The 19,854-nt window shown below is 43.0% G+C and carries 23 protein-coding genes and 1 pseudogene; 4 read left to right on the top strand and 20 right to left on the bottom strand.

The annotated features are described in order from the left end of the window. Positions 1-47 precede the first annotated feature (47 nt). From GPK81_RS02730 to GPK81_RS02720, 3 genes are read left to right on the top strand one after another with little or no spacing between them, the layout of a single operon-like run. On the top strand, positions 48-605 hold the full coding sequence (locus GPK81_RS02730) for an RNA polymerase sigma factor (protein ID WP_330597604.1): 558 nt from the start codon (positions 48-50) through the stop codon (positions 603-605). Next, a complete protein-coding gene (locus tag GPK81_RS02725; RefSeq protein ID WP_215706495.1) occupies positions 606-1,100 on the top strand; it encodes a hypothetical protein in 495 nt (164 codons plus the stop codon). Between the two features lie 3 nt (positions 1,101-1,103). After that, positions 1,104-1,817: a hypothetical protein gene (locus GPK81_RS02720; RefSeq protein ID WP_215706494.1), complete on the top strand. Its 714-nt coding sequence runs from the start codon at positions 1,104-1,106 to the stop codon at positions 1,815-1,817. Positions 1,818-1,873: 56 nt separating this feature from the next. Here the strand turns inward: GPK81_RS02720 and GPK81_RS02715 are convergent, their stop codons facing one another. The 18 genes and pseudogenes from GPK81_RS02715 to GPK81_RS02630 form a co-directional block, all read right to left on the bottom strand. Continuing rightward, positions 1,874-2,722, bottom strand: a complete 849-nt coding sequence (locus GPK81_RS02715) for a hypothetical protein (protein WP_215706493.1) — start codon at positions 2,720-2,722, stop codon at positions 1,874-1,876. A gap of 186 nt (positions 2,723-2,908) precedes the next feature. Continuing rightward, positions 2,909-3,316, bottom strand: a complete 408-nt coding sequence (gene atpC, locus GPK81_RS02710) for an ATP synthase F1 subunit epsilon (RefSeq protein WP_021977343.1) — start codon at positions 3,314-3,316, stop codon at positions 2,909-2,911. A 9-nt stretch (positions 3,317-3,325) separates the two neighbouring features. Further along, positions 3,326-4,723, bottom strand: coding sequence for a F0F1 ATP synthase subunit beta (atpD, locus tag GPK81_RS02705; RefSeq protein ID WP_021977342.1), 1,398 nt, complete (start codon positions 4,721-4,723; stop codon positions 3,326-3,328). Between the two features lie 5 nt (positions 4,724-4,728). Beyond that, positions 4,729-5,619 (bottom strand): ATP synthase F1 subunit gamma, encoded by an 891-nt coding sequence (atpG, locus tag GPK81_RS02700; protein ID WP_021977341.1) that lies wholly within the window; start codon positions 5,617-5,619, stop codon positions 4,729-4,731. 8 nt (positions 5,620-5,627) lie between these two features. Further along, complete coding sequence (gene atpA, locus GPK81_RS02695; protein WP_118169537.1) at positions 5,628-7,136, bottom strand: F0F1 ATP synthase subunit alpha; 1,509 nt, start codon at positions 7,134-7,136, stop codon at positions 5,628-5,630. Positions 7,137-7,143: 7 nt separating this feature from the next. Then, the gene (atpH, locus tag GPK81_RS02690; protein WP_015525579.1) at positions 7,144-7,647 is read right to left on the bottom strand and encodes an ATP synthase F1 subunit delta; all 504 of its coding nucleotides are present in this window, start codon (positions 7,645-7,647) and stop codon (positions 7,144-7,146) included. After that, positions 7,628-8,128 carry a F0F1 ATP synthase subunit B gene (atpF, locus tag GPK81_RS02685; RefSeq protein WP_330627480.1) on the bottom strand — a complete coding sequence of 167 codons (501 nt, stop codon included), beginning with the start codon at positions 8,126-8,128 and terminating at the stop codon, positions 7,628-7,630. The genes atpH and atpF overlap by 20 nt, the downstream gene beginning before the upstream one ends. Positions 8,129-8,178: 50 nt before the next feature. Further along, the gene (atpE, locus tag GPK81_RS02680) at positions 8,179-8,397 is read right to left on the bottom strand and encodes an ATP synthase F0 subunit C (RefSeq protein ID WP_021652814.1); all 219 of its coding nucleotides are present in this window, start codon (positions 8,395-8,397) and stop codon (positions 8,179-8,181) included. 63 nt (positions 8,398-8,460) lie between these two features. After that, positions 8,461-9,126, bottom strand: a complete 666-nt coding sequence (locus GPK81_RS02675) for a F0F1 ATP synthase subunit A (protein ID WP_118062399.1) — start codon at positions 9,124-9,126, stop codon at positions 8,461-8,463. Between the two features lie 182 nt (positions 9,127-9,308). Then, positions 9,309-10,313: a biotin--[acetyl-CoA-carboxylase] ligase gene (locus GPK81_RS02670; protein ID WP_330627479.1), complete on the bottom strand. Its 1,005-nt coding sequence runs from the start codon at positions 10,311-10,313 to the stop codon at positions 9,309-9,311. A 261-nt stretch (positions 10,314-10,574) separates the two neighbouring features. After that, positions 10,575-11,561: a helix-turn-helix transcriptional regulator gene (locus tag GPK81_RS02665; protein WP_021977336.1), complete on the bottom strand. Its 987-nt coding sequence runs from the start codon at positions 11,559-11,561 to the stop codon at positions 10,575-10,577. Positions 11,562-11,576: 15 nt separating this feature from the next. Beyond that, positions 11,577-11,831 (bottom strand): hypothetical protein, encoded by a 255-nt coding sequence (locus GPK81_RS02660; RefSeq protein WP_021977335.1) that lies wholly within the window; start codon positions 11,829-11,831, stop codon positions 11,577-11,579. A gap of 232 nt (positions 11,832-12,063) precedes the next feature. Further along, on the bottom strand, positions 12,064-12,756 hold the full coding sequence (locus tag GPK81_RS02655; protein WP_021977334.1) for an LrgB family protein: 693 nt from the start codon (positions 12,754-12,756) through the stop codon (positions 12,064-12,066). Continuing rightward, entirely contained in the window at positions 12,753-13,115 is a 363-nt protein-coding gene (locus GPK81_RS02650) for a CidA/LrgA family protein (protein WP_021977333.1), read from the bottom strand. Before GPK81_RS02650 ends, GPK81_RS02655 begins: the two co-directional genes overlap by 4 nt. 247 nt (positions 13,116-13,362) lie before the next feature. Next, complete coding sequence (locus GPK81_RS02645; protein WP_021977332.1) at positions 13,363-13,830, bottom strand: metallophosphoesterase family protein; 468 nt, start codon at positions 13,828-13,830, stop codon at positions 13,363-13,365. 14 nt (positions 13,831-13,844) lie between these two features. Further along, positions 13,845-15,104: pseudogene (locus GPK81_RS02640) on the bottom strand (endonuclease Q family protein); the annotation flags it as partial. Positions 15,105-15,234: 130 nt separating this feature from the next. Further along, a complete protein-coding gene (locus tag GPK81_RS02635; RefSeq protein ID WP_021977330.1) occupies positions 15,235-16,008 on the bottom strand; it encodes a hypothetical protein in 774 nt (257 codons plus the stop codon). 93 nt (positions 16,009-16,101) lie between these two features. Further along, positions 16,102-16,497: a hypothetical protein gene (locus GPK81_RS02630; RefSeq protein WP_118062351.1), complete on the bottom strand. Its 396-nt coding sequence runs from the start codon at positions 16,495-16,497 to the stop codon at positions 16,102-16,104. Between the two features lie 317 nt (positions 16,498-16,814). Between GPK81_RS02630 and GPK81_RS02625 the strand changes: the two genes are divergently transcribed. Continuing rightward, positions 16,815-17,621: a hypothetical protein gene (locus tag GPK81_RS02625; RefSeq protein ID WP_178705289.1), complete on the top strand. Its 807-nt coding sequence runs from the start codon at positions 16,815-16,817 to the stop codon at positions 17,619-17,621. A gap of 45 nt (positions 17,622-17,666) precedes the next feature. Here GPK81_RS02625 and GPK81_RS18130 read toward each other — a convergent pair whose 3' ends face one another. Beyond that, positions 17,667-17,801 carry a hypothetical protein gene (locus tag GPK81_RS18130; protein WP_021977327.1) on the bottom strand — a complete coding sequence of 45 codons (135 nt, stop codon included), beginning with the start codon at positions 17,799-17,801 and terminating at the stop codon, positions 17,667-17,669. Positions 17,802-17,811: 10 nt separating this feature from the next. Next, positions 17,812-19,842, bottom strand: coding sequence for a serine/threonine-protein kinase (locus tag GPK81_RS02620; RefSeq protein ID WP_021977326.1), 2,031 nt, complete (start codon positions 19,840-19,842; stop codon positions 17,812-17,814). Positions 19,843-19,854 lie beyond the last annotated feature (12 nt).

Here is a 19,854-nt window from a genome sequence, read left to right as displayed (position 1 = left end):
TAAGAATTCTATTTTTTTCAAAAAATTGCTTTTAAAACTGAAGTTTTATCTCTGTCTTACGCGTTATAATAAGTGAACGGGCTGAGAAAGGAGCTGATCACATCACACGGGAAGAATATCTGGAATATCTGATACATACATACCAAAATTTAATATTTTCCATTTGTCTGAAATCGGTGGGCAATCCTTTTGACGCCGAGGATCTGACACAGGATGTTTTTCTTTCCGCCTACAAAAATCTCTCCCGTTTTGACGGTACTTACGAAAAAGCCTGGCTCAGCAAGATCGCAGTCCACAAGTGCCTGGATCATCTGAAAGCTGCCGGCAGACGTACCATCCCTACAGAGGATACTTATTTTGAACAGCTCCATGATAAAGAATCCTCCCCGGAAGAAGCATTTCTGGACAAAGATTTCCAGAATCAGATCCGGCATTTGTGTTCAGATCTGAAAAGTCCCTACAGGGAAGTAGCCACCGCACATTTCTGCGAAGAAAAAACTGCCGCAGAGATTGCAAAAGCGCAGAACAAAAATACCAAAACAGTCCAGACGCAGATTTACCGTGCAAGATCCATGCTGAAGGCACTGCTGGAAAGGAGCGATTAGATGCATATACCACAGGATGAGTTACAGAAATTTCAAAGCGGAACTATGGATACTGAAGAAATGATCCATTTTCTGGAACATATGGAGCAATGTGATTTTTGCCTCGACCAGCTGCTTCAGGAGGAAGAGACTGCTTCTGTACCTGCCCCTTCTTATCTGCAGGAAGAAATTATGAAAAAAGCTTCTTCACCGGAGGTAACTGCTTCCAGAAAAATCCGCGAAACCGCTTACTGGTTCCGGCTTCTCTGTGCAGGTTTACGTACCGCTGTTGGAATGGGTGTGGCACTGATCATGCTTTTTTCTGTATCACAGAGTGATTTTACCACTTTACGACCTTCCCGGGAAACCCGGACAAAAATCTCTTCATCTTTTAACATCGGGTCCGGACTGAACTGGATTTCTGAACAGGTAGGGTCACATCTTTACGAACATTCTCAGAATATCAGTGATAATCTGAATGATCTTACGAATAAAATTATAAACGGAGGCAAATAATTTATGAAAAAACAAAAACATGGTTTCTGGGTATTTATTTTTTCTCTGATCCCCGGTGCCGGGGAAATGTACATGGGATTCAAAAAACAGGGGATCAGCATTATGCTGCTGTTCTGGGGCTCAATCGCGCTGGCTTCCATTACCGGTCTTGGATGGCTGGCCATGTTTCTCCCCGTGATATGGTTCTACAGTTTCTTTAATGTCCATAATCTGAAATCCCTGTCAGAAGAAGAATTTTACTCTATTGATGACAATTACGTTCTTCACATGGATCAGTTTTCCGGTAATATGGGAAAGTTCCTCCAGAAGCACAGAAATGTAACTGCATGGATTCTGATCCTGTTCGGTATCTGTATCCTGTGGAGCCGTTTCACAAGTCTTCTGTACCTCATTATACCGGATAATCTGTCCCACTATGCCTATGAAATCTGCAACAGTCTTCCTCAGATTGCCATTGCTATCGGTATCATTGCTGCAGGTATTTATCTGCTCACTCAACAAAAAAAGAAACTGGAGGAAGAAAAAAATAAAGATGAGCATTATTGGGAACCGTACCGTCCATATCAGCAAATAGCTTCCCCTGATGATAATTCAGAAGCTGCTGAAAAAAATCCTGAGACATTTTCTTCTCAGGACAATATTTCTTCTGAAAATAGTATTCCTTCTGAAAATACTGTCCTTTCCGAAAATAAGAAAGATACCTCTTCCTCTGAATAATCAGTAACTTCAAAAAAAGATCCGAAGTCTTCCGACAACGGATCTTTTTATTTTCATCAGCCTGTATACATAACCCTGGAAAACTGCGGTGACCCTGCATAGCCCTGTGATTCCTTAAATGTTACTGCTTTGATCCAGCCTGTTTTGGAACCATTTTTTACACGGATATACATCTTATTCCCAGCGGTCCAGAAATTCAGAATTTTCACACCCGTATTCTTGCGGATCACAAATGCTTTACTTCCGGAAGTGGGAGTTGTGTACGCCTGTATGTTCTTTGCCGCTGCAAAAAGTCCTGTTCTCTTGTTAGCAGCATTAAGTTTTATATATTTTCCGTAATTGGATGTACGAAGTAATGTTCCTTTCTGATATTTGTATGTAAATTCTGTTGTACAATATCCAAGAGAATATGACATAGCCTCCGTTCTTACACGAACTGTATTACCACTCAGGTAAATTTTCGCTTCATTTACCGGTCGTCCATATGTTTCATTAATGAAATTTACAACCTGAACGATTTTTCCGTTACGGTACTGATAAAGTCCGTGGAATACACTGATATCATTATCCGTACCACCTCTCAGACACAGGAAAGGTTTTCCATTAGATAATGTAATAATACGAATGGACATATCCATAAAAGCTTTATTTATTGCACAGACTTTTGTATTATTTACATAAATATCTGCACCGTTCCAGCACCCATCATACTGACTTTTTTTCCGGACAACCTTAACCCTGTCTTTCTTTCCATCGCCGGTAATATCATACCTTGTCCAGGTTTTTCCCGGCTGAATTGTATACATCCTGGGTGCTGCCGCCTGCACTGGCAGTACGGAAAAGATCATGAGACCCATAAGAAATATACAGATACCCAGTAATTTTTTTGCTCTTCCTTTCTTCATTTTTTCTCCTCCTTTTTCTTTGCATACTCTGGCTTTTTTATATCAGTATAATAAAAAAGCACCTTTTGAATATTCTCTGTACAAAGCGGCTGTTCTCATTCCGCTCTGTCACATGGTCATAAACGTAACCAACTTATGATCTACGTTTATTTTACTATTCAACAGGTGCTTTCTGTAATATATTTTTTACTGCTTATGTGTTACTTTAAGACGTGTCATCGCTCTCGCAAGAGCCATCTGGTTCATATGATACTCCTGAATGCTCTGCTTCTGACGAAGCTGCTCTTCTGCACGCTCCTTGGCTTCCTGTGCACGGCGGATATCAATCTCCTCCGGGCTCTCTACGCTGAGGCAGAACAGCTTGGCACGGTTGTTGATCATCTCAACAAATCCGCTGCTCACCGCAAAAATATGCTCATTGCCCTCTGCATCCGCAAAACGCATCTCACCGGGAATGATAGCTTCTACGACATTCGCATGATGAGCAAGAAATCCCCGCTCACCATCCACTGCCGGAATAATGAGCTTCTGAGCACGTCCTGCATAAGCCAGTTTATTGCTGGCGTAAATTTCCAGGCCAAATGTCTCACTCATAGCCGCTCCTTACTGCCGGTTCTCCTCGGCTTTTGCTTTTGCAATTACGTCATCAATAGTTCCAACATTAAAGAATGCATTCTCAGGATAATCATCCATCTCGCCATCGATGATTGCCTTAAATCCACGGATGGTCTCTTTCAGTGGTACGTATTTACCTTTGATACCGGTGAAGTTCTCAGCTACATGGAATGGCTGGGAAAGGAACTTCTGGATCTTTCTTGCACGGAATACAGTCTGCTTATCTTCCTCTGAAAGCTCTTCCATACCGAGGATAGCAATGATATCCTGCAGTTCTTTATACTTCTGAAGAATCTCCTGTACTCTACGTGCTACTTCATAGTGTTCTTCACCGACAATATCTGCCTCCAGGATACGGGAAGTAGATTCCAGAGGATCTACAGCCGGATAAATACCCTGCTCAACGATCTTACGGGAAAGAACTGTTGTTGCATCCAGATGGGCAAATGTTGTTGCCGGAGCCGGGTCAGTTAAGTCATCGGCCGGTACATATACTGCCTGTACAGATGTAACAGATCCTTCCTTGGTAGATGCGATTCGTTCCTGCAGTTCACCCATCTCAGTTGCCAGTGTAGGCTGATATCCTACTGCGGATGGCATACGTCCAAGCAGAGCGGAAACCTCAGATCCTGCCTGTACAAAACGGAAGATATTATCAATGAAAAGAAGTACATCTCTGTGCTCCTGATCACGGAAATACTCTGCCATGGTAAGTCCTGTCTCAGCAACACGCATACGTGCTCCAGGCGGCTCGTTCATCTGTCCGAACACTAAGGCTGTCTTTTCAAGAACACCGGATTCCTTCATCTCTGTCCAAAGGTCATTACCCTCACGGGAACGCTCACCGACACCGGTGAAAATAGAATATCCACCATGCTCGGTAGCGATATTCTGGATCAGCTCCTGGATAAGGACTGTCTTACCAACACCGGCACCACCGAACAGACCAATCTTACCACCTTTGGCATATGGTGCAAGAAGGTCGATAACTTTGATACCTGTCTCCAGGATCTCAACTGCCGGTTTCTGTTCTTCAAATGAAGGCGGATCACGATGGATGACCCAATGTTCTTCGCCCTCCAGAGATTCACCACCATCTACGGTATCTCCAAGAACGTTGAACAGACGACCAAGTGTTTTATCTCCAACCGGAACCTTGATGCCGCTTCCGGTAGCTGTTACTTCTCTGTCCCGCTGCAGGCCCTCACTGGCTCCCAGCATGATGCAGCGTACGATATTATTTCCAAGGTGCTGGGACACCTCCATAACGCATCTCTTACCGTTGTTCTCAACTTCAAGCGCATCCTTGATATTCGGAAGCTGTCCGTCTTCAAAAACAACGTCTACAACAGGTCCCATAACCTGTACAATCTTACCTTTATTCATAGTCATCACTTCCTTTTTTGTGCTTTAGCACCGCTGATAACCTCTGTGATCTCCTGCGTGATCGCAGCCTGACGTGCACGGTTGTACTGAATGGAAAGATCCTTCAGCATCGCCTTCGCATTATCTGTAGAGGACTGCATTGCTGTCATTCTCGCATTGTTCTCACTGGCATATGCCTCTACAAGACATCCATAGATCACACCTGTAAGGTAGTTCGGGATCATGGTATCCAGAAGTACATCCGCAGATGGAGATAACACGATCTCCTCCTGGTAAATGTCTGCCGGAACCTGACCAACTTTAAAATCAGCTTTTTTCAGCGGTAAAAGCTGCATATTCACATTCTCCATCGCCATTGCATTCTGCATCTGTGTATAGACAATGTGAATTTCATCCAGCTCTCTTTCCAGAAATGCCCGTACGATCTCTTCTGTGATAAGACGCGCTCTGTGCATGGTCGGCTTCTGTACTGTATACTGAAAACTGCCGTCCATATCCACATCTCTCTTGCCGAAATACTGACGTCCTACCATACCCAGAACATACAGTTTATGATGTCCCGGTACCTCTTCCATGAAATCTTCTGTCATTTTCTGTACATTATGATTGTATGCACCAGCCATACCTTTATCACCTGTAATGACAATGGTACCTACCTTTCTCTCTTCCTTTGGAACAAGATGACGCTCACTGAAGAAAGGATGCTGGATATCCGGCATATGACGGAGGATTCTGGCAATGGCAGCCTGCATATTATAGAAATATGGTTCCGTGTCCTGCAGGATCTTCTTGGCCTTCTGCATCTTGGAAGAAGAAATCATGTACATCGCATTGGTGATCTTCATGGTGTCCTGAATGCTTTTCATACGAGTCTGTATTTCTTTTGCATTTGCCATATCAACACCTACCTGCTCTTATCTCTGAATTCTTCTGCCGCCTTTACGATTTTCTCTACAAGCTCATCAGAGAGCTGCTTTGTAGTCTCGATCTCTTTGCCGATCTCAGGATATACATTATCAAAGTACTCCAGAAGATCCTTCTGATATTTCTTGATCTCTTTCTTTTCTACATCTACCATCAGCTTGTGAGTCGCAACGCAGAGAGTAATTACCTGCTGATGAAGACTTAACGGGCTGCAGAGCGGCTGTTTCAGAAGCTCCATCAGACAGCTTCCGTATTTCAGCTGTGCAGTTGTAGCCTCATCCAGATCTGAACTGAACTGAGTGAACACTTCCATCTCTCTGTACTGTGCCAGGTCGATACGTACACTACCGGAAGCTTTCTTCATAGCCTTGGTCTGTGCCGCACCACCAACACGGGATACAGAAAGACCAACATTGACTGCCGGACGCATACCTGAGAAGAACAGATCACTTTCCAGGAAAATCTGACCATCTGTGATGGAAATTACGTTTGTAGGAATATATGCAGATACATCACCGGCCTGAGTCTCAATGATCGGAAGTGCTGTGATGGATCCGCCACCTGCCTCTTCACTCAGACGGCTGGAACGCTCCAGAAGTCTGGAATGGAGGTAGAATACGTCACCAGGATAAGCTTCACGTCCCGGAGAACGCTCAAGCAGAAGTGACAGCGCACGGTATGCCACTGCATGCTTGGAAAGATCATCATATACGATCAGTACATCTTTACCCTGATACATGAAATACTCTGCAAGAGCAGTACCAGCATAAGGAGCAATATACTGAAGCGGTGCACAGTCGCTGGCTGTTGCGGAGAATACGGTTGTATACTCCATTGCACCGTATTTTTCAAGATTGGAAACTACCTTTGCAACGGTAGAAGCTTTCTGTCCGATGGCAACATAGATACAGATCACATTCTTACCTTTCTGGTTGATGATCGTATCGGTTGCGATGGATGTTTTACCTGTCTGTCTGTCGCCGATGATCAGCTCTCGCTGTCCACGGCCGATCGGGAACATGGAATCAATAGAAAGGATTCCCGTTTCCAGAGGTACAGTTACAGACTTACGGTCGATGATTCCAGGAGCCGGGTTCTCGATCGGGCGGTATTCCTCTGCCTGGATCTCTCCCTTTCCATCAATAGGCTCACCAAGTGCGTTCACGATTCTTCCGATAAATTTATCCCCTACCGGAATACCTGCCTGCTTGCCAGTTCTGGCAACCTTGGTGCCTTCCTTGATTCCTGTATCCTTTCCGAAAAGAATACATCCCATGCTGTTGGCACGGACATCCTGTACCATACCTTTCAGACCATTCTCGAAGGTCACGACCTCACCGTACATGGCATGATCGATGCCATAAACAGTTGCGATACCATCTCCCACGGAGATGACAGTGCCTACTTCCTGGTCCTTGCTGATTTCGTCATAGTTCTTTATTTCTTCCTTGAGAATCGAAATGATTTCATCTGGATTTATTGCACCCAATTCAATTTCACCTCCGGGTTAATTTCTGTTTCAGTTTCTTATAACGTCCGATGAGGCTCCAGTCGTACTCACGATCTCCTGCCCTGAGAACAAATCCACCTACAAGGCTTTTATCCTCTGTAAGGGTAAGTTCCACTTCTCTGGCAGAAAACTGGCTACGGAGAAACTCCTTCATCTTATTTTCCTGCTCTTCGGCAGGACGTGTTACATAAAGAAGCTCTGCCTTGAGAATTCCTTTCTGTTCCCGGCTGTAAGCATCATAAGCTTCAAGGATCTCTCCGATTCTGTCAATCTTCTGATACTTACACGTTACTTTAAGAAAACTCTTCATTTCCTGCGGAAAAACCCGCTCTATTACCTGTTCTTTTTCTTTGAGGGAAACAAGTGGATTTTCAAGCATCTTACCTATCTCAGGTGTATTCTTAAAAATCCTTCCTGTTTCGCAGATTGCCTCCCCCGGGACAGAAAGACCGTATAATGCTTTTGCATAATTAATGGACGTCTCTGTCATGAGGATCACCTGCTCCTTCTAAAAACTGGTCATATAGGGACATATCCTGTGCTTCGTCGTTCTTTTTTCCCATGATTCTGGATGCTGCATCCATTGCCAGCTCAGCCACTTTGCCTTCCATCGCTTTCATAGCAGCTTCCTGCTCAGTGCTGATATCTCTTCTTGCTTTCTCAAGAATCTGACCGGCCTGATCATTAGCTCTCTTCACGATGCTGTCTGCCTGTACTTTTGCCTCGTCCTTAGCCTGCTCTACAATACTGAAGGATTCCTCCTTCGCAGATTTCAGTGCATCCTCATACTGTTCTTTCAGCTGGTTTGCTTCAGTGGTTGTCTTCTCTGCTGAAGCAAACTGCTCATCGATCATGGATTTTCTCTTCTCCATAACACCAATGATCGGGCCGAAAAGGAACTTCTTCATTAAAAGATAAAGAACGATCAGGTTTATAATAGTAAAGACAAGGTTGATATCAATTTTAATCACCTGGTCCACCTGCCTCTCTTAATCCTGAATTAGTATCTCGTCTTTACCTATTAGCCAAGCATGATGATGATCAGAAGACCGATTACGAAACCGTAAATAGCTGTTGCCTCTGCAAGAGCACATCCAAGAAGAAGTGCTTTACTGATCTTGCTCTCTGCCTCCGGCTGTCTTGCGATAGCTTCTACTGCTTTGGATGTTGCAAGACCGATACCAATACCTGCTCCGATACCTGTAAGAACTGCGATAGCTGCACCAATTGCGATTAACATAGTTTTTTCCTCCTGTAAAATACAATTTTTTTCATTTTTGAATCAAGCAGATACTCTGCTTCATTACTCAATTGCTTCCTTGATAAACAAGGATGTTAAGAATACAAATACATATGCCTGTATGAATCCGTCGAAGAAATCAAAATACAGACTGAATGGTATGGGAAGAATGGCCGGACAAACAAACTCCAGCAGCTTCATGACTACGAAACTTCCCAGAACATTACCAAACAACCGCATGCAGAGAGATGTAGGTCTGATCGCGATTTCCAGAATATTGATTGGAAGCATGATCGGAACCGGCTCCGCAAAGCTTTTCAGGAAACCTTTCAGTCCCTTCTTATGAAAGCCTGCATATTCGATCAGAATAATGCTCATCAATGCCAGCGCAATGGTTACGTTCATGTCCTTCGTTGGTGGTGTAAAACCAAACACGCCTGCGATGTTGGCTATTCCGATGTAAATTACGGTTGACATCAAATAAGGCACATACTGTTTGCCTTCTTCTCCAAGGATACCCATGAAGAAATCCTGAAGAAAACTTACTCCGGATTCCAGAAGCAGCTGCTTCTTACCCGGATTTTCCACACTGAGATTCCGAACCAGAATCAGTGACAGAACCACAAGAACCGCCATAATGACCCATGTGACTACCACACATTCCGCGATGGGTATTCCACCAAATACCGGAATGGTAAAAGCCGTCTTACTGTTCAGTTCTTCTGCCAGTGTACTTGATAAATCTCCCGTTTTTCTCCCTCCTTTTCTCCTGGCTGTGATCACTGCATTTGCCAATTGGTATGACCACGCCTTGTAGTTGACTTTATTTTACTCCGCATTTCCAGAATGTCAATATTATTTTTGCCCGTTTTGCACAAAAAAGAATCTTTTTTTTATACAAAATAAACAATTTATTTTGACTGATCCTTATCCAGCTTCCTGCGTACGGAAACTTCCCCATAGGAAAGCAAGGTCTCTGAACCATCCTGTTCTCTTACAAGAAGCCTTCCATCCGATGCTATCGCCTCGGCATATGCTTCCCTTGTACGCGCTCCGTCTGCGATCACGATCATATTTCCAGGAATGATATTATTTTCTGTATATTCTCTGGAAAGTCCCGGAGTTTCCACTTCCATAAGAAGCTGATTGGCAATCTCCGCCACAAGAATACTGCAGTTTACATGTTCTGCATCCTTCCTGCTTCCAAACAATGCACCCGCCGTTTCCTGTATGTCTTCTGGAAATCCCTCTTCCGGTACATACAGATTCAATCCGATTCCAACAACCGCAAACTCAATGTTTCCACTTTCAAAGTCTGTAACAGCCTCAGTCAGTATTCCACACACTTTCCTGTCGTGAAGATACAGGTCATTGACCCACTTAATCCCCAGATCAATCCCGCAGATTTTCTTCACTGCACGGTACACTGCAGTTGCCGCCGCCGTAGTGATCAGGAGTCCTTCCTTCAGAGTCCGGTCCGGTCTTAGAACGATACTCATATAAAGTCCTGCATTTTCAGGGGAATAAAAACTTCTGCCTCTGCGGCCCCTTCCGCTTTTCTGTCTGCGCGCCAGTATCAGTGCGCCATGACCTGCTTCTCCTGAAAATGCAGCCTCCTTGGCTGCACGGTTTGTGGAATCCAGTTCCCTGTATATTTTTACAGGTACATCCGGATGATCGAGGTAAAGCCGTATTCCTTCTTCCGATAAACGGCTGCCACCCCGGAGCACATAGCCTTTGTTTGGTCCCGCTTCTATGGTATATCCCTCTTCCCGAAGGGATTTCACAGCTTTCCAGATGGCTGCTCTTGTGCAGTTCAGTTCTGCTGCCGCCGCTTCTCCGGATATCAGCTCATTCTCGTGCTGCTCCAGAAGCTTCAGCATTCTTGCTTTTACAGTCATATCTTCACCGTCCATAATCTGCCTGAAATGGCAAAATTTGTTCCCTTCCAAGAGACGAAAGCATTATAGCACTTAAACATCGCGATGTCTATTATCTTTTTTACATATGCTGTCTATATTATTTTTATATTTCAGATATGTTTATTATATAATTTTTCCCATTTTTATCTGTTCTCATTAACTTTTTTGGGAATTATTTCTGTAGAAAACCTGTAGATTCAGGAGCAAATTTTCCTGAATCTCTGTTATATGCAGATTTTCTTTATCATATATTTATCATTTGTAATTAGAAAGACTCTTCTCAAGAAATTCCCGGTACCTGTCGCGTACATCATCGGGTGATGCAATTACCGCATCCGGGCCAAGACTGGCTATCCAGCCAAAAAACTGATCGCTGACGTTGACACGAACCAGCGTTTTGAAATGTTCATGATCCTTCCTCTGAATCATAATGTCCCTGCCAAACCGGTCCAGTACAACTCCGACCAGACGGTTATGCGCTTCCAGACATATGGTTTCCTCTTTTCCGCCAAACATCCCGAAGGTTCTGGATGTCAGCTCTCCCGCATCATAATTCTCAAAAAGTTCCCTGCCGCTGCGGGCCGCCTCTTCAAGCCGGATCTGCATAATCTTGTCCACCCGGTAGTGCTTCACTCTGCCACACTTCTCATCACAGGCGACCAGATAATAATTCTCATTCTGCCACACAAGTCCCCAGGGACTGACACGATACCGTTCTCCGTTCTTCTTCAGCCGCAGCTCCTTCTCCACTGTCCATTCACAATACTGAAATGAGATCTGCCTGTCCTCGGTAAGCGCTCTCTGAATCTCATCAATACTGTAATACACACTCTCATTCATGGTTCGCACCCGATTCTGTACAAAAACCTGGCGCCGCAGCTGTCTGGCCTCATGGACACTTGCAAGACTCTCCAGCTTCCCGATCAGCTGACGGGATTTCCCACTGGTAATAAATCTGGACGACTGTACTGCATCAACCAGAAGTTTCAGTTCAGGAAGTTCAAATTTCCGGCTGGCCACATAAAAGCCTGCCGGCTGCTCTCTGCGATTCAGAATGTCCATTCCAAAATTCCGTAATGTTTCGATATCATCGTATACAGTTTTGCGCTCTGCGCTGATTCCCAGACTGTTCAGATAGATGATCAGTTCCTTCACAGACATGGGATGTTCTTCATCTGTCCGTTCCAGAAAAACGCGCATCAGATATAAAATTTTTATTTTCTGGTTAAAAACCCTGGGCATTCCGACTCCTCCGTTCTATTTATCTGTCAGTGAGGCAACCACTGCAAAGTATAATACCATGAATGCAAGTACAACAGCAATGATATCCGCTCCCTTAAAATCAAAATTAAGGATCATCGCTCCACCGATCATGATCTCTATTGTCAGAAGCGCTCCCAGGATCATAGCCATTCCAGAAGAAAGCTTCTGCTTCCCGGTGTGTCTGTGCTCTGTCTCCATGTATCTTCCTTCTGCCAGTGCAACCTTCCTGCTGTTCTCTGTATTCCACATAAGATCCATCCTCCCTGTTATATGCCCATTTACAATCTACCGAACATATTTTCCAAACATATTTTCTGTATGTTGGTATTATAGCGCATTATAAGTCCGATAAAACGGTATGAATGTGTCTTTTTCGAACATTTGTTTATTTTGTACAAAAATATGTTCGATTTCGTGGTAAGAAAAAAAGTCTGCCGATAACAGCAGACCTTTCATACACTTTTTTTCTATGGAAGCAGGATTACATCATTCCGGCAAATACCGATGCACCTACAACCGTAAGCAGACCGGCTACTGCAATGGCAAGACTGCTCATGGCACCTTCTACAGGACCGAGCTCCATAGCTTTGGCCGTTCCGATGGCATGGGCTGAAGTTCCAAGGCCAAGGCCTCTTGCGATCGGCTCTTCTATCTTTGCGATCTTGTAGACAACTTCAGCGATCATATTTCCAAGAACTCCTGTGATAATGATCACAGCAACTGTAATCGTCACAATACCGCCAAGTTCTTCGGAAACGCCCATTCCGATAGCTGTTGTGATGGACTTCGGAAGCATGGTGACATATTCCTGATGGTTAAAACCAAACAGTTTGGACATAAGCAGAATACTGCAAAGGCCTGCCAGTGTTCCGGAAATAATCCCGGCTGCCACTGCCTTGAGATTTTTTTTCAGCAGATGGATCTGTTCATAAAGAGGTACTGCCAGGCACACGGTTGCCGGTGTCAGAAGATAGCTGATATATTTGCCACCTTCGTTATAATCATTGTAATCAATATGGAATATCAGAAGAACACCGATAACACAGATGATCGAAATCAAAAGAGGATTAAAAATCGCCATTTTGAATTTCTTTTTCAGGATAAGTCCGATCTCGTAGGCGATCAGACTTATCATCGCTCCAAAAAATGCGGAGTTTTTTATGAATTCCATCATTTTTCAGTTCCTCTCTTTCCCATTCGGATCACTCCCTGTGTCACTTTTCCTGTTACGACCATTACAATTACCGTGCTGATAAACGTCATAATAAGAACCGGTACACAGATCGGTTTCAGAGAACTCCATGCTGTGATCAGTCCTGCACCTGCCGGCACAAACATCACCGGCATGATCTCAACCAGAAAATCTGCCGCACCTTTTACCTGATCCAACTTCAGGATGCCTGTGAGCAGTGCCACCAGCATGATCACCAGTCCATAAACACTGGCCGGTACCGGAAGTGGAAGAAAGGTTTTTAAGATTTCTCCAATGACGGAAATCAGCAGGATGATGCTGAACTGCTGCACGTACTTCATACTGCATCCCTCCTGATTCATTCATGTAAAGCGAACATTCATATTCCGCTTTTTGACATACGTTTAAGCAATATTTCAAAAGTGGTAAGACCACTTTTGGTTTTAAACGTTTTCTAATTATACGCTACAAATCCTAAATTACAAGGATTGTATCCCATAAAATACAAAAAATCCTTTTATGCATCAGCGTATTCCAGTAATTTCCGGAAACATCTCTGCATAAAAGGATCTGTAAATAACGTTCTGATCATTTTTCGGAATTCTCTGTCAAAATGATTTTTTCTACCTGATACCGTCCGTCTTCAACAGTCATAACGGCCATAGTAACTTCACCTCCAAAGCGACTTCTGCCGCAGCTTCCCGGATTAAGCCACAGACGATCATCAATGATCTTTTCAAAATATTTATGGGTATGTCCGAAGATCACCACCTGGGTATCATCCAGATCCCAGGTCACGTCTTTTTTGTTGTGGACCATGAAAAATTTTACCCCGCCAATTGTAAAGTTTAAACTGATACGGAGATTTTCTGCCCAGTCTTTGTCATTATTTCCACGTACTACGTAAAGATTTCCCATGGAACGTAACACATTCAAGATTTCATCTTTATTTACATCTCCGGCGTGAAGAATGTATTTACAGTCTTTTAAGATTTCCAGGACCTCCGGTCGGAGAAGGCCATGAGTGTCTGAGATAATACCTATTTTTTCTTTCATATTTTCCTCCGTCAGAATAATTCTATCTTTCCGTATTCTCCATCAAAGCCAGGTTTTCGCACAACTTCTCCTGCACGCAGCCGCCGGATTCCTTCTGCCAGAGCCTCTCCTCCAACTGTCCTGATATCCTCCTGTGGCACCTCTCTTAATATGGAAAATTCTGCCCCAAGTTTCTTAAGCAACATTTCATACCGGCCCTGCACTTTTTTGCTTGCTGTGGAAAATCCCACGCAGGCAGAAATCACTTCCGGCAACGGCACCAGACTTTCGTAAGGACGTCCGCTTTCCGGCATGGCAGCCGCACCTTCATCCCTGTCTGAAAGCTGTAAGATCCTGTGATCCACGCCCATTGTCAACTTCTTTCCGCATACCGGGCAGATGCCGTTATATTTTTCTGCTTCACGCGGGCTTAAACATACGCCGCATTTTCGATGGCCGTCATAATGATACTTTCCCTCTTCCGGAAAAAATTCGATCGTACCTTCAAGTCCTGTTCCTTTCTGAACTGCATTAAACAGGCCCTGATAGGAAAGCTCGATATCCAGAAGGTCTGCCTCTCTTCCCAGTTTGGAAGGTGAATGAGCATCCGAGTGGGATACCAGCTGATATCTGTCCAGCGCGGAAATCTGCCAGTTCATCACCGGGTCTGAAGATAATCCCGTCTCCAGCGCATGAATATATGGTGTCAGTTCCTCGAAGCACTCTTCTATGGTATCAAATCCGGATTTTGCCCCAAACAGAGAAAAATGTGGTGTCCAGATGTGTGCCGGGATATACATGCCTTTCTCGCTGATCTCCAGCATAATTTCCAGAAGGTCACGACAGGGCAGCCCCAGGATAGGGCGTCCGTCTGAATGGATATTCCCAATTTTTTCCAGCCTTGCGGCAAAAGCATCTGCTTCCCGAAATCCCGGGAGCAGGATCAGACTGTGCACCTTCCTGGTTTTTCCATCCTTTTTATAAATGGAACTGATTTCTCCGGACAATACAAATCTGGGAGATTTTCCAGGATAATGTGCCGCCTCTGGCAAAACGAATTCATCTTTCAACCGGAAAAGCCCCGGTTCCGCAGGAATCAGTTTATCCTTTAATTCCTGCCGCCAGAGAGGATGTGTCATATCTCCGGTTCCAAGAAGTGTGATCCCTTTCTTCCGTGCCCAGAGATCCAGCATCTCCGGTGTTCCGTCCTTGCTTGTCGCCATGGAATATCTGGAATGTATGTGTAAATCTGCGATCTGCTTCAAAATTTTTCCTCCTGTATGCCATTTGTACATCTTATATTATAATTTCCTCTGTTTCATATGTACATCCTCTTTTCTGTTTATTCTCAATGGCAAAAAATACAGGCAAAAGAATCTATTGTATTCTTCGCCTGTATTAATAATAGTCAGATATACACAAAAACTACCCTATTTGCTTTACTTTTAATCTGTAGAACTCATTCTTACTTCCATTATCTAATAGTATATAAATTTTCTGACCTTTTTTTAAGGTTCCTCTGTATAATGTTGCCCAGCCCTGATTACTTCTCATTGTAGTCGCTGAAATAAGTCTGGCTCCATAATACGCTTTTACAGTCTGATATTTATTGTCCTTAATTTCAACGCAGTAAAATTTATATTTCCCGGTTTTAGGAGCAGTAAAACACCACCAGTCTTTATCATCCTGCTGGCTCAAGCCACTATACGTCTTATTACATAAAATCTTCGTTGCGGTGTTTCTTGAATTGTTATTTTCTTTTTCAAAATTTTCAGGATTTTTTGTAATTACTTTCAATCTATAATAAGCATATGTGTTAGAAGAATTTGTGTCAGTTAAAGAAATATTAACCCGAGTTCCCTTTTTAAAAGAATATGCCGCGGACGTAAACGGTCTGCCATAATATACAGATTGTTCTTCGTATAATTTATATCCAACTTTCATTTTTGTCGATGGCAAATACCAGGAACTGGAAGATGATTCAATACCATTTTCAATATATTTAATTGGTATAACCGTATAATAAAAATATCCTGAATTAGGAACAATAACCGTATAATTCTTTGTCTCATTCCCAAGAATCACATCATAACTCTTATTCGTCGTAATCGTACGGCTAGCTGCATACGTTGTTTTCGAAATACAGAACAACATACAAACCATTAACAACATACCTGCGATTGAAAGTTTTTTCTTCATTTCATTTCCTCCTTTTTATATTGCATATATTTATATTATAATTTTTCATTCTGCATCTGTAAAGCTCATAACCCAGTCAAAAACCTGAAAAAATCACAGATACGCTTTCGCATTGCGACGTTCCATATAAAGATCCCAGGTATCCAGTGCCATAGGGCCAAATGGGAACAGAAGTCCCACTCCCAGGACAAATCCACCTGCGATCACAGCGATCACCAGATCAAACAGTGTAAACGGTGTGAGCAGCCATCCCCATTTGAACGCAGTTAAAGCAATCTTCAGAAGTTTCACAACTGCGCCTGTTGCTACCAGCAAAATCAGTCCTGAAATAAGATAAATATTCTGCATGATCTGTATTCCCGTTCCGGTTATTCCTTCAATCAGAATCGTAATAAGAAAAATTGCCGCAGGTATGATCGTTGCGATCATTTTTACTTTAAATTTTACCTCTGTGTTCTGTAAGAAATTTTTTGCTGACATAGTATCCATATTCTTTTCCTCCTGTGTTAAATATTATTTTTTTAATAAGTATATTTTTCCGCTTAAAACCTGTCCTCTTTCCTCCTTTCACTATACAGACGACTAAGAATACCGGCAGGTTTTAAAAAAATGAAAAATTTTTTAAAAATTTTTTTTATTGAGAACTCTTGAAAATCCACAGGAAGAAGTCCTTAATAAAATCAACCGCTTAAAAGACTGTTCTCCTCCGGAACCGTCTTACATAAATTTATAAACAGAACTTCTGAAATACTATAGAAACCAGAGTGGATAAGCTTATCCACCTGTCAGACAAGGAGAACCCTAAAATGAGAATATGGAAAAAAAGAATTACAGGATTTCTGATCGCCATGTGTGCGTTCTGCATCACAGCCGGTGTGGGAACTACACAGAATGTACAGGCAGCCACCAAAGCTACTTATACGATCAAAAAAATCCAGGAAAAGAAAACCTATAAGAGTTCCAGTGCCACATATTCCTACGAGCTGCCACAGTTAAAAGGAAACAGCACTGCAGTTAAACGGATCAACCAATCCTTAAAATCTTCCTACAACAATGATCTTTCTCTGAAAAAAACACTTTTTAAGGAATTCAACGATTACAAAAAGAACGGTACATTAAACAAAAGAAGTATGAGACTTTATGTAAGTACCAAATGCACCTGCGATTACAACAAGGATGGATACATCCGATTCGCATACCGTTTTGCATGGCACGGCTGCGGTTCTTATGATGCCAATAAGACAACCGTTATTTACCGTCTGAAAGATGGCAAACGTGTTTCCAGTATTCCGGCTTCTGCTACAGATAAGAAAGCATTAAATCTGGTCAAAGGTACCTGGTACACACCAGACGGAGATAAAGTTGTTTTCTCCGGAAAGAAAGTAAATTATTATTTCTCCGACTCCGAAAATGAACCATACTGGATTTTTGATATCGATGAGATCATCAAAACCAGTTACGGCTATTATTTCAAAATAGAATTAAGTCATAACTGCTATTTCGGATATCGTCTGAATCTGAAAGATACCAGTTCTATGACCCGAATCGGAAACGGTAACCCCTACAGTTCTGCCGGATATGTAGAATCCAGCAGTCTCAGCAGAACAAAATAAAATATATAATAAGGCGTGTGAATTTTTTTCACACGCCTCTCTTTTTTATAAATCCTCTCCGATTTCTTCCATCATTTTTTTTCTCTGCTTTCTGAAAATCCCCGGAAGCAGAAACAAAAGGACCATGCCTGCTATAATTCCCATGATCCCTATGATCATCATGATCGTTCCTATCTCCATTTCTTTCTCCTTATGATGCAGACAACCAGCCGTTTGCTACTGCCTGCTCGTACAGATCCTGAAGATTATCCATCTCCATATCATTGGCATTGTTATCCGGCTGTGACTGATAAAGTTCCTTTGCTTTCAGATAGTATTCCTGGAATTTTGTATAATCTCTGCCTTCATTATCAGCCTGAGACTGCTTTGCAACTTCCAGATATGCCAGCGCCTTATAGGTCTTATAATTATCACCATACTTCTCCAGCATCTGGTTCAGTACCGTTTCCTCCTGATCGTACTGCTGCATATTCTGATATAAAACAGACAGATTATAATCTGTATCATAAGTTCCCATGCCCTGACTCTGGATCTGCTCAAAAACCTTCGCGGCCTCCTGATAATAGGACATATCTGAGGTATCATTTCCAAGATCACTGTATGTCTGCGCCAGCTGTTCAAGGATTCCGATATTGTATTCTTTTGGAAGCTCTTTACGGGCCTTCTCCAGAATCTGGATCTTTTCATCCGATCCGCTCACACCGTCATCCTGCCCGTCAATGCATTTGCACTCCATAATGTAGGCACGCATTCGGAGATAATCGTCATCTGTTTTCTGGATACAATCTGCAAAGATATCCTTTGCACCGGAATAGTCCCCATTATTATATGAGATTTCTCCTTCAACATAATCAATATCTATGGAATCCAGGCCATTCTCACGTGCCGTCTCCAGCGCTTTTTCCGCTTCCTCCATATTTCCGGTGTATGCCATCGCAATGGCATAATCTCTGTAGTAAGCACTGTTATCCGGCTTGATATCAATGGCTTTTTTGTAGCATTCTGCCGCATTCTCATAATTTTCCATTCTCTCATAGGAATTTCCGAGAAGGTAATAAATATCATTCAGAGACGATCCGCTTTTCAGGATCGCATCATTGGAAAGGATCACTTTATTGATAAAATCAATACTGTCACCATACTGCTGCTGCTTGTTCAGCGCCAGCGCCTTCTGATAATAGGCATCCAGCCTGTCCGGAATAAGATCCGTGGCTTTTTCATAATATGTTTCAAAATTCTGATAATCTCCGGAGCTGATACACTGCGCTTCCTGACGTACATAAGATTCATAGTTTTTCTGTTTTCCAACATCCCGTTTGAAATATCCACTGATCGTCAGCGCTGCACTTCCGATCATCAGACCTGCAACCAGAACATAGGCCATGTGCTGTTTTGCGCAGAGATCTTTATACCTCTTGTCCTTTGTCTGGATATTCTTCAGATCATTCAGAAGCTCTTCCGCACTCTGATATCGCCTGTTCGGGTCCGGCTCCAGGCATTTCATGATAATATGTGCAAAGATATCATTGATCTTTATGCCGGTAAGCCTGATATCACTGACATTTCCGTTTTCATCCGGTTTCGGCTTCCTGCCGGTCATGATGTGGTATAAAGTTGCTCCCAGACTGTAAATATCCGCTCTGGCATCTATGGTTTTCCAGAGTGAATGGTCCAGTTCGTTCTGGTTGTAATGCAGTGCCTCGATCTGTTCCGGAGCCGCATATCCATTGGTATATCCGGTTACCCAGGCAGTATCTCCATCCAGCGTGGCAGAAATGTTAAAATCTATCAGACAGATATTTCCTTCCGGTGTCAGCATGATATTCCCAGGTTTCAGGTCACTGTGGATGATCGGTGGTTTCTGGCTGTGCAGATAGCCCAGTGTTGCAGCTATCTGCTTTGCCCAGATAATGACTGATTTCTCTTCAAAAACAGTTCCGGAATCCAGATAATCCTTAAATGAATTCCCCGGGATAAAATCCATAACTGTATACACATCCCCGTCCGCCTCAAAAAAGTCAAGAACCTGAGGCAGACAGGAATGTCTGAGGTTTTTCAGTACATCAACTTCCGCTCTGTTGTTCAGAAAATCTTTGATCTCTGTTTTTATTTTTTTCAGTACTACATATTTTCCAAGGTTTATCTGATAAGCCTTGTAGATTTCACCGCTGTTTCCAGCTCCAATCTTACCTATAACCCGATAAGTATGTGGAATTGGCATATATTCAAACCT

It is taken from the genome of Blautia sp. MCC283, assembly GCF_018785565.1.
In the GTDB taxonomy this organism is placed as follows: Bacteria; Bacillota; Clostridia; order Lachnospirales; family Lachnospiraceae; genus Blautia_A.
The sequence above is the reverse complement of the archived record's forward strand: the minus strand, read 5'-3'. Positions and strand labels throughout refer to the sequence as shown.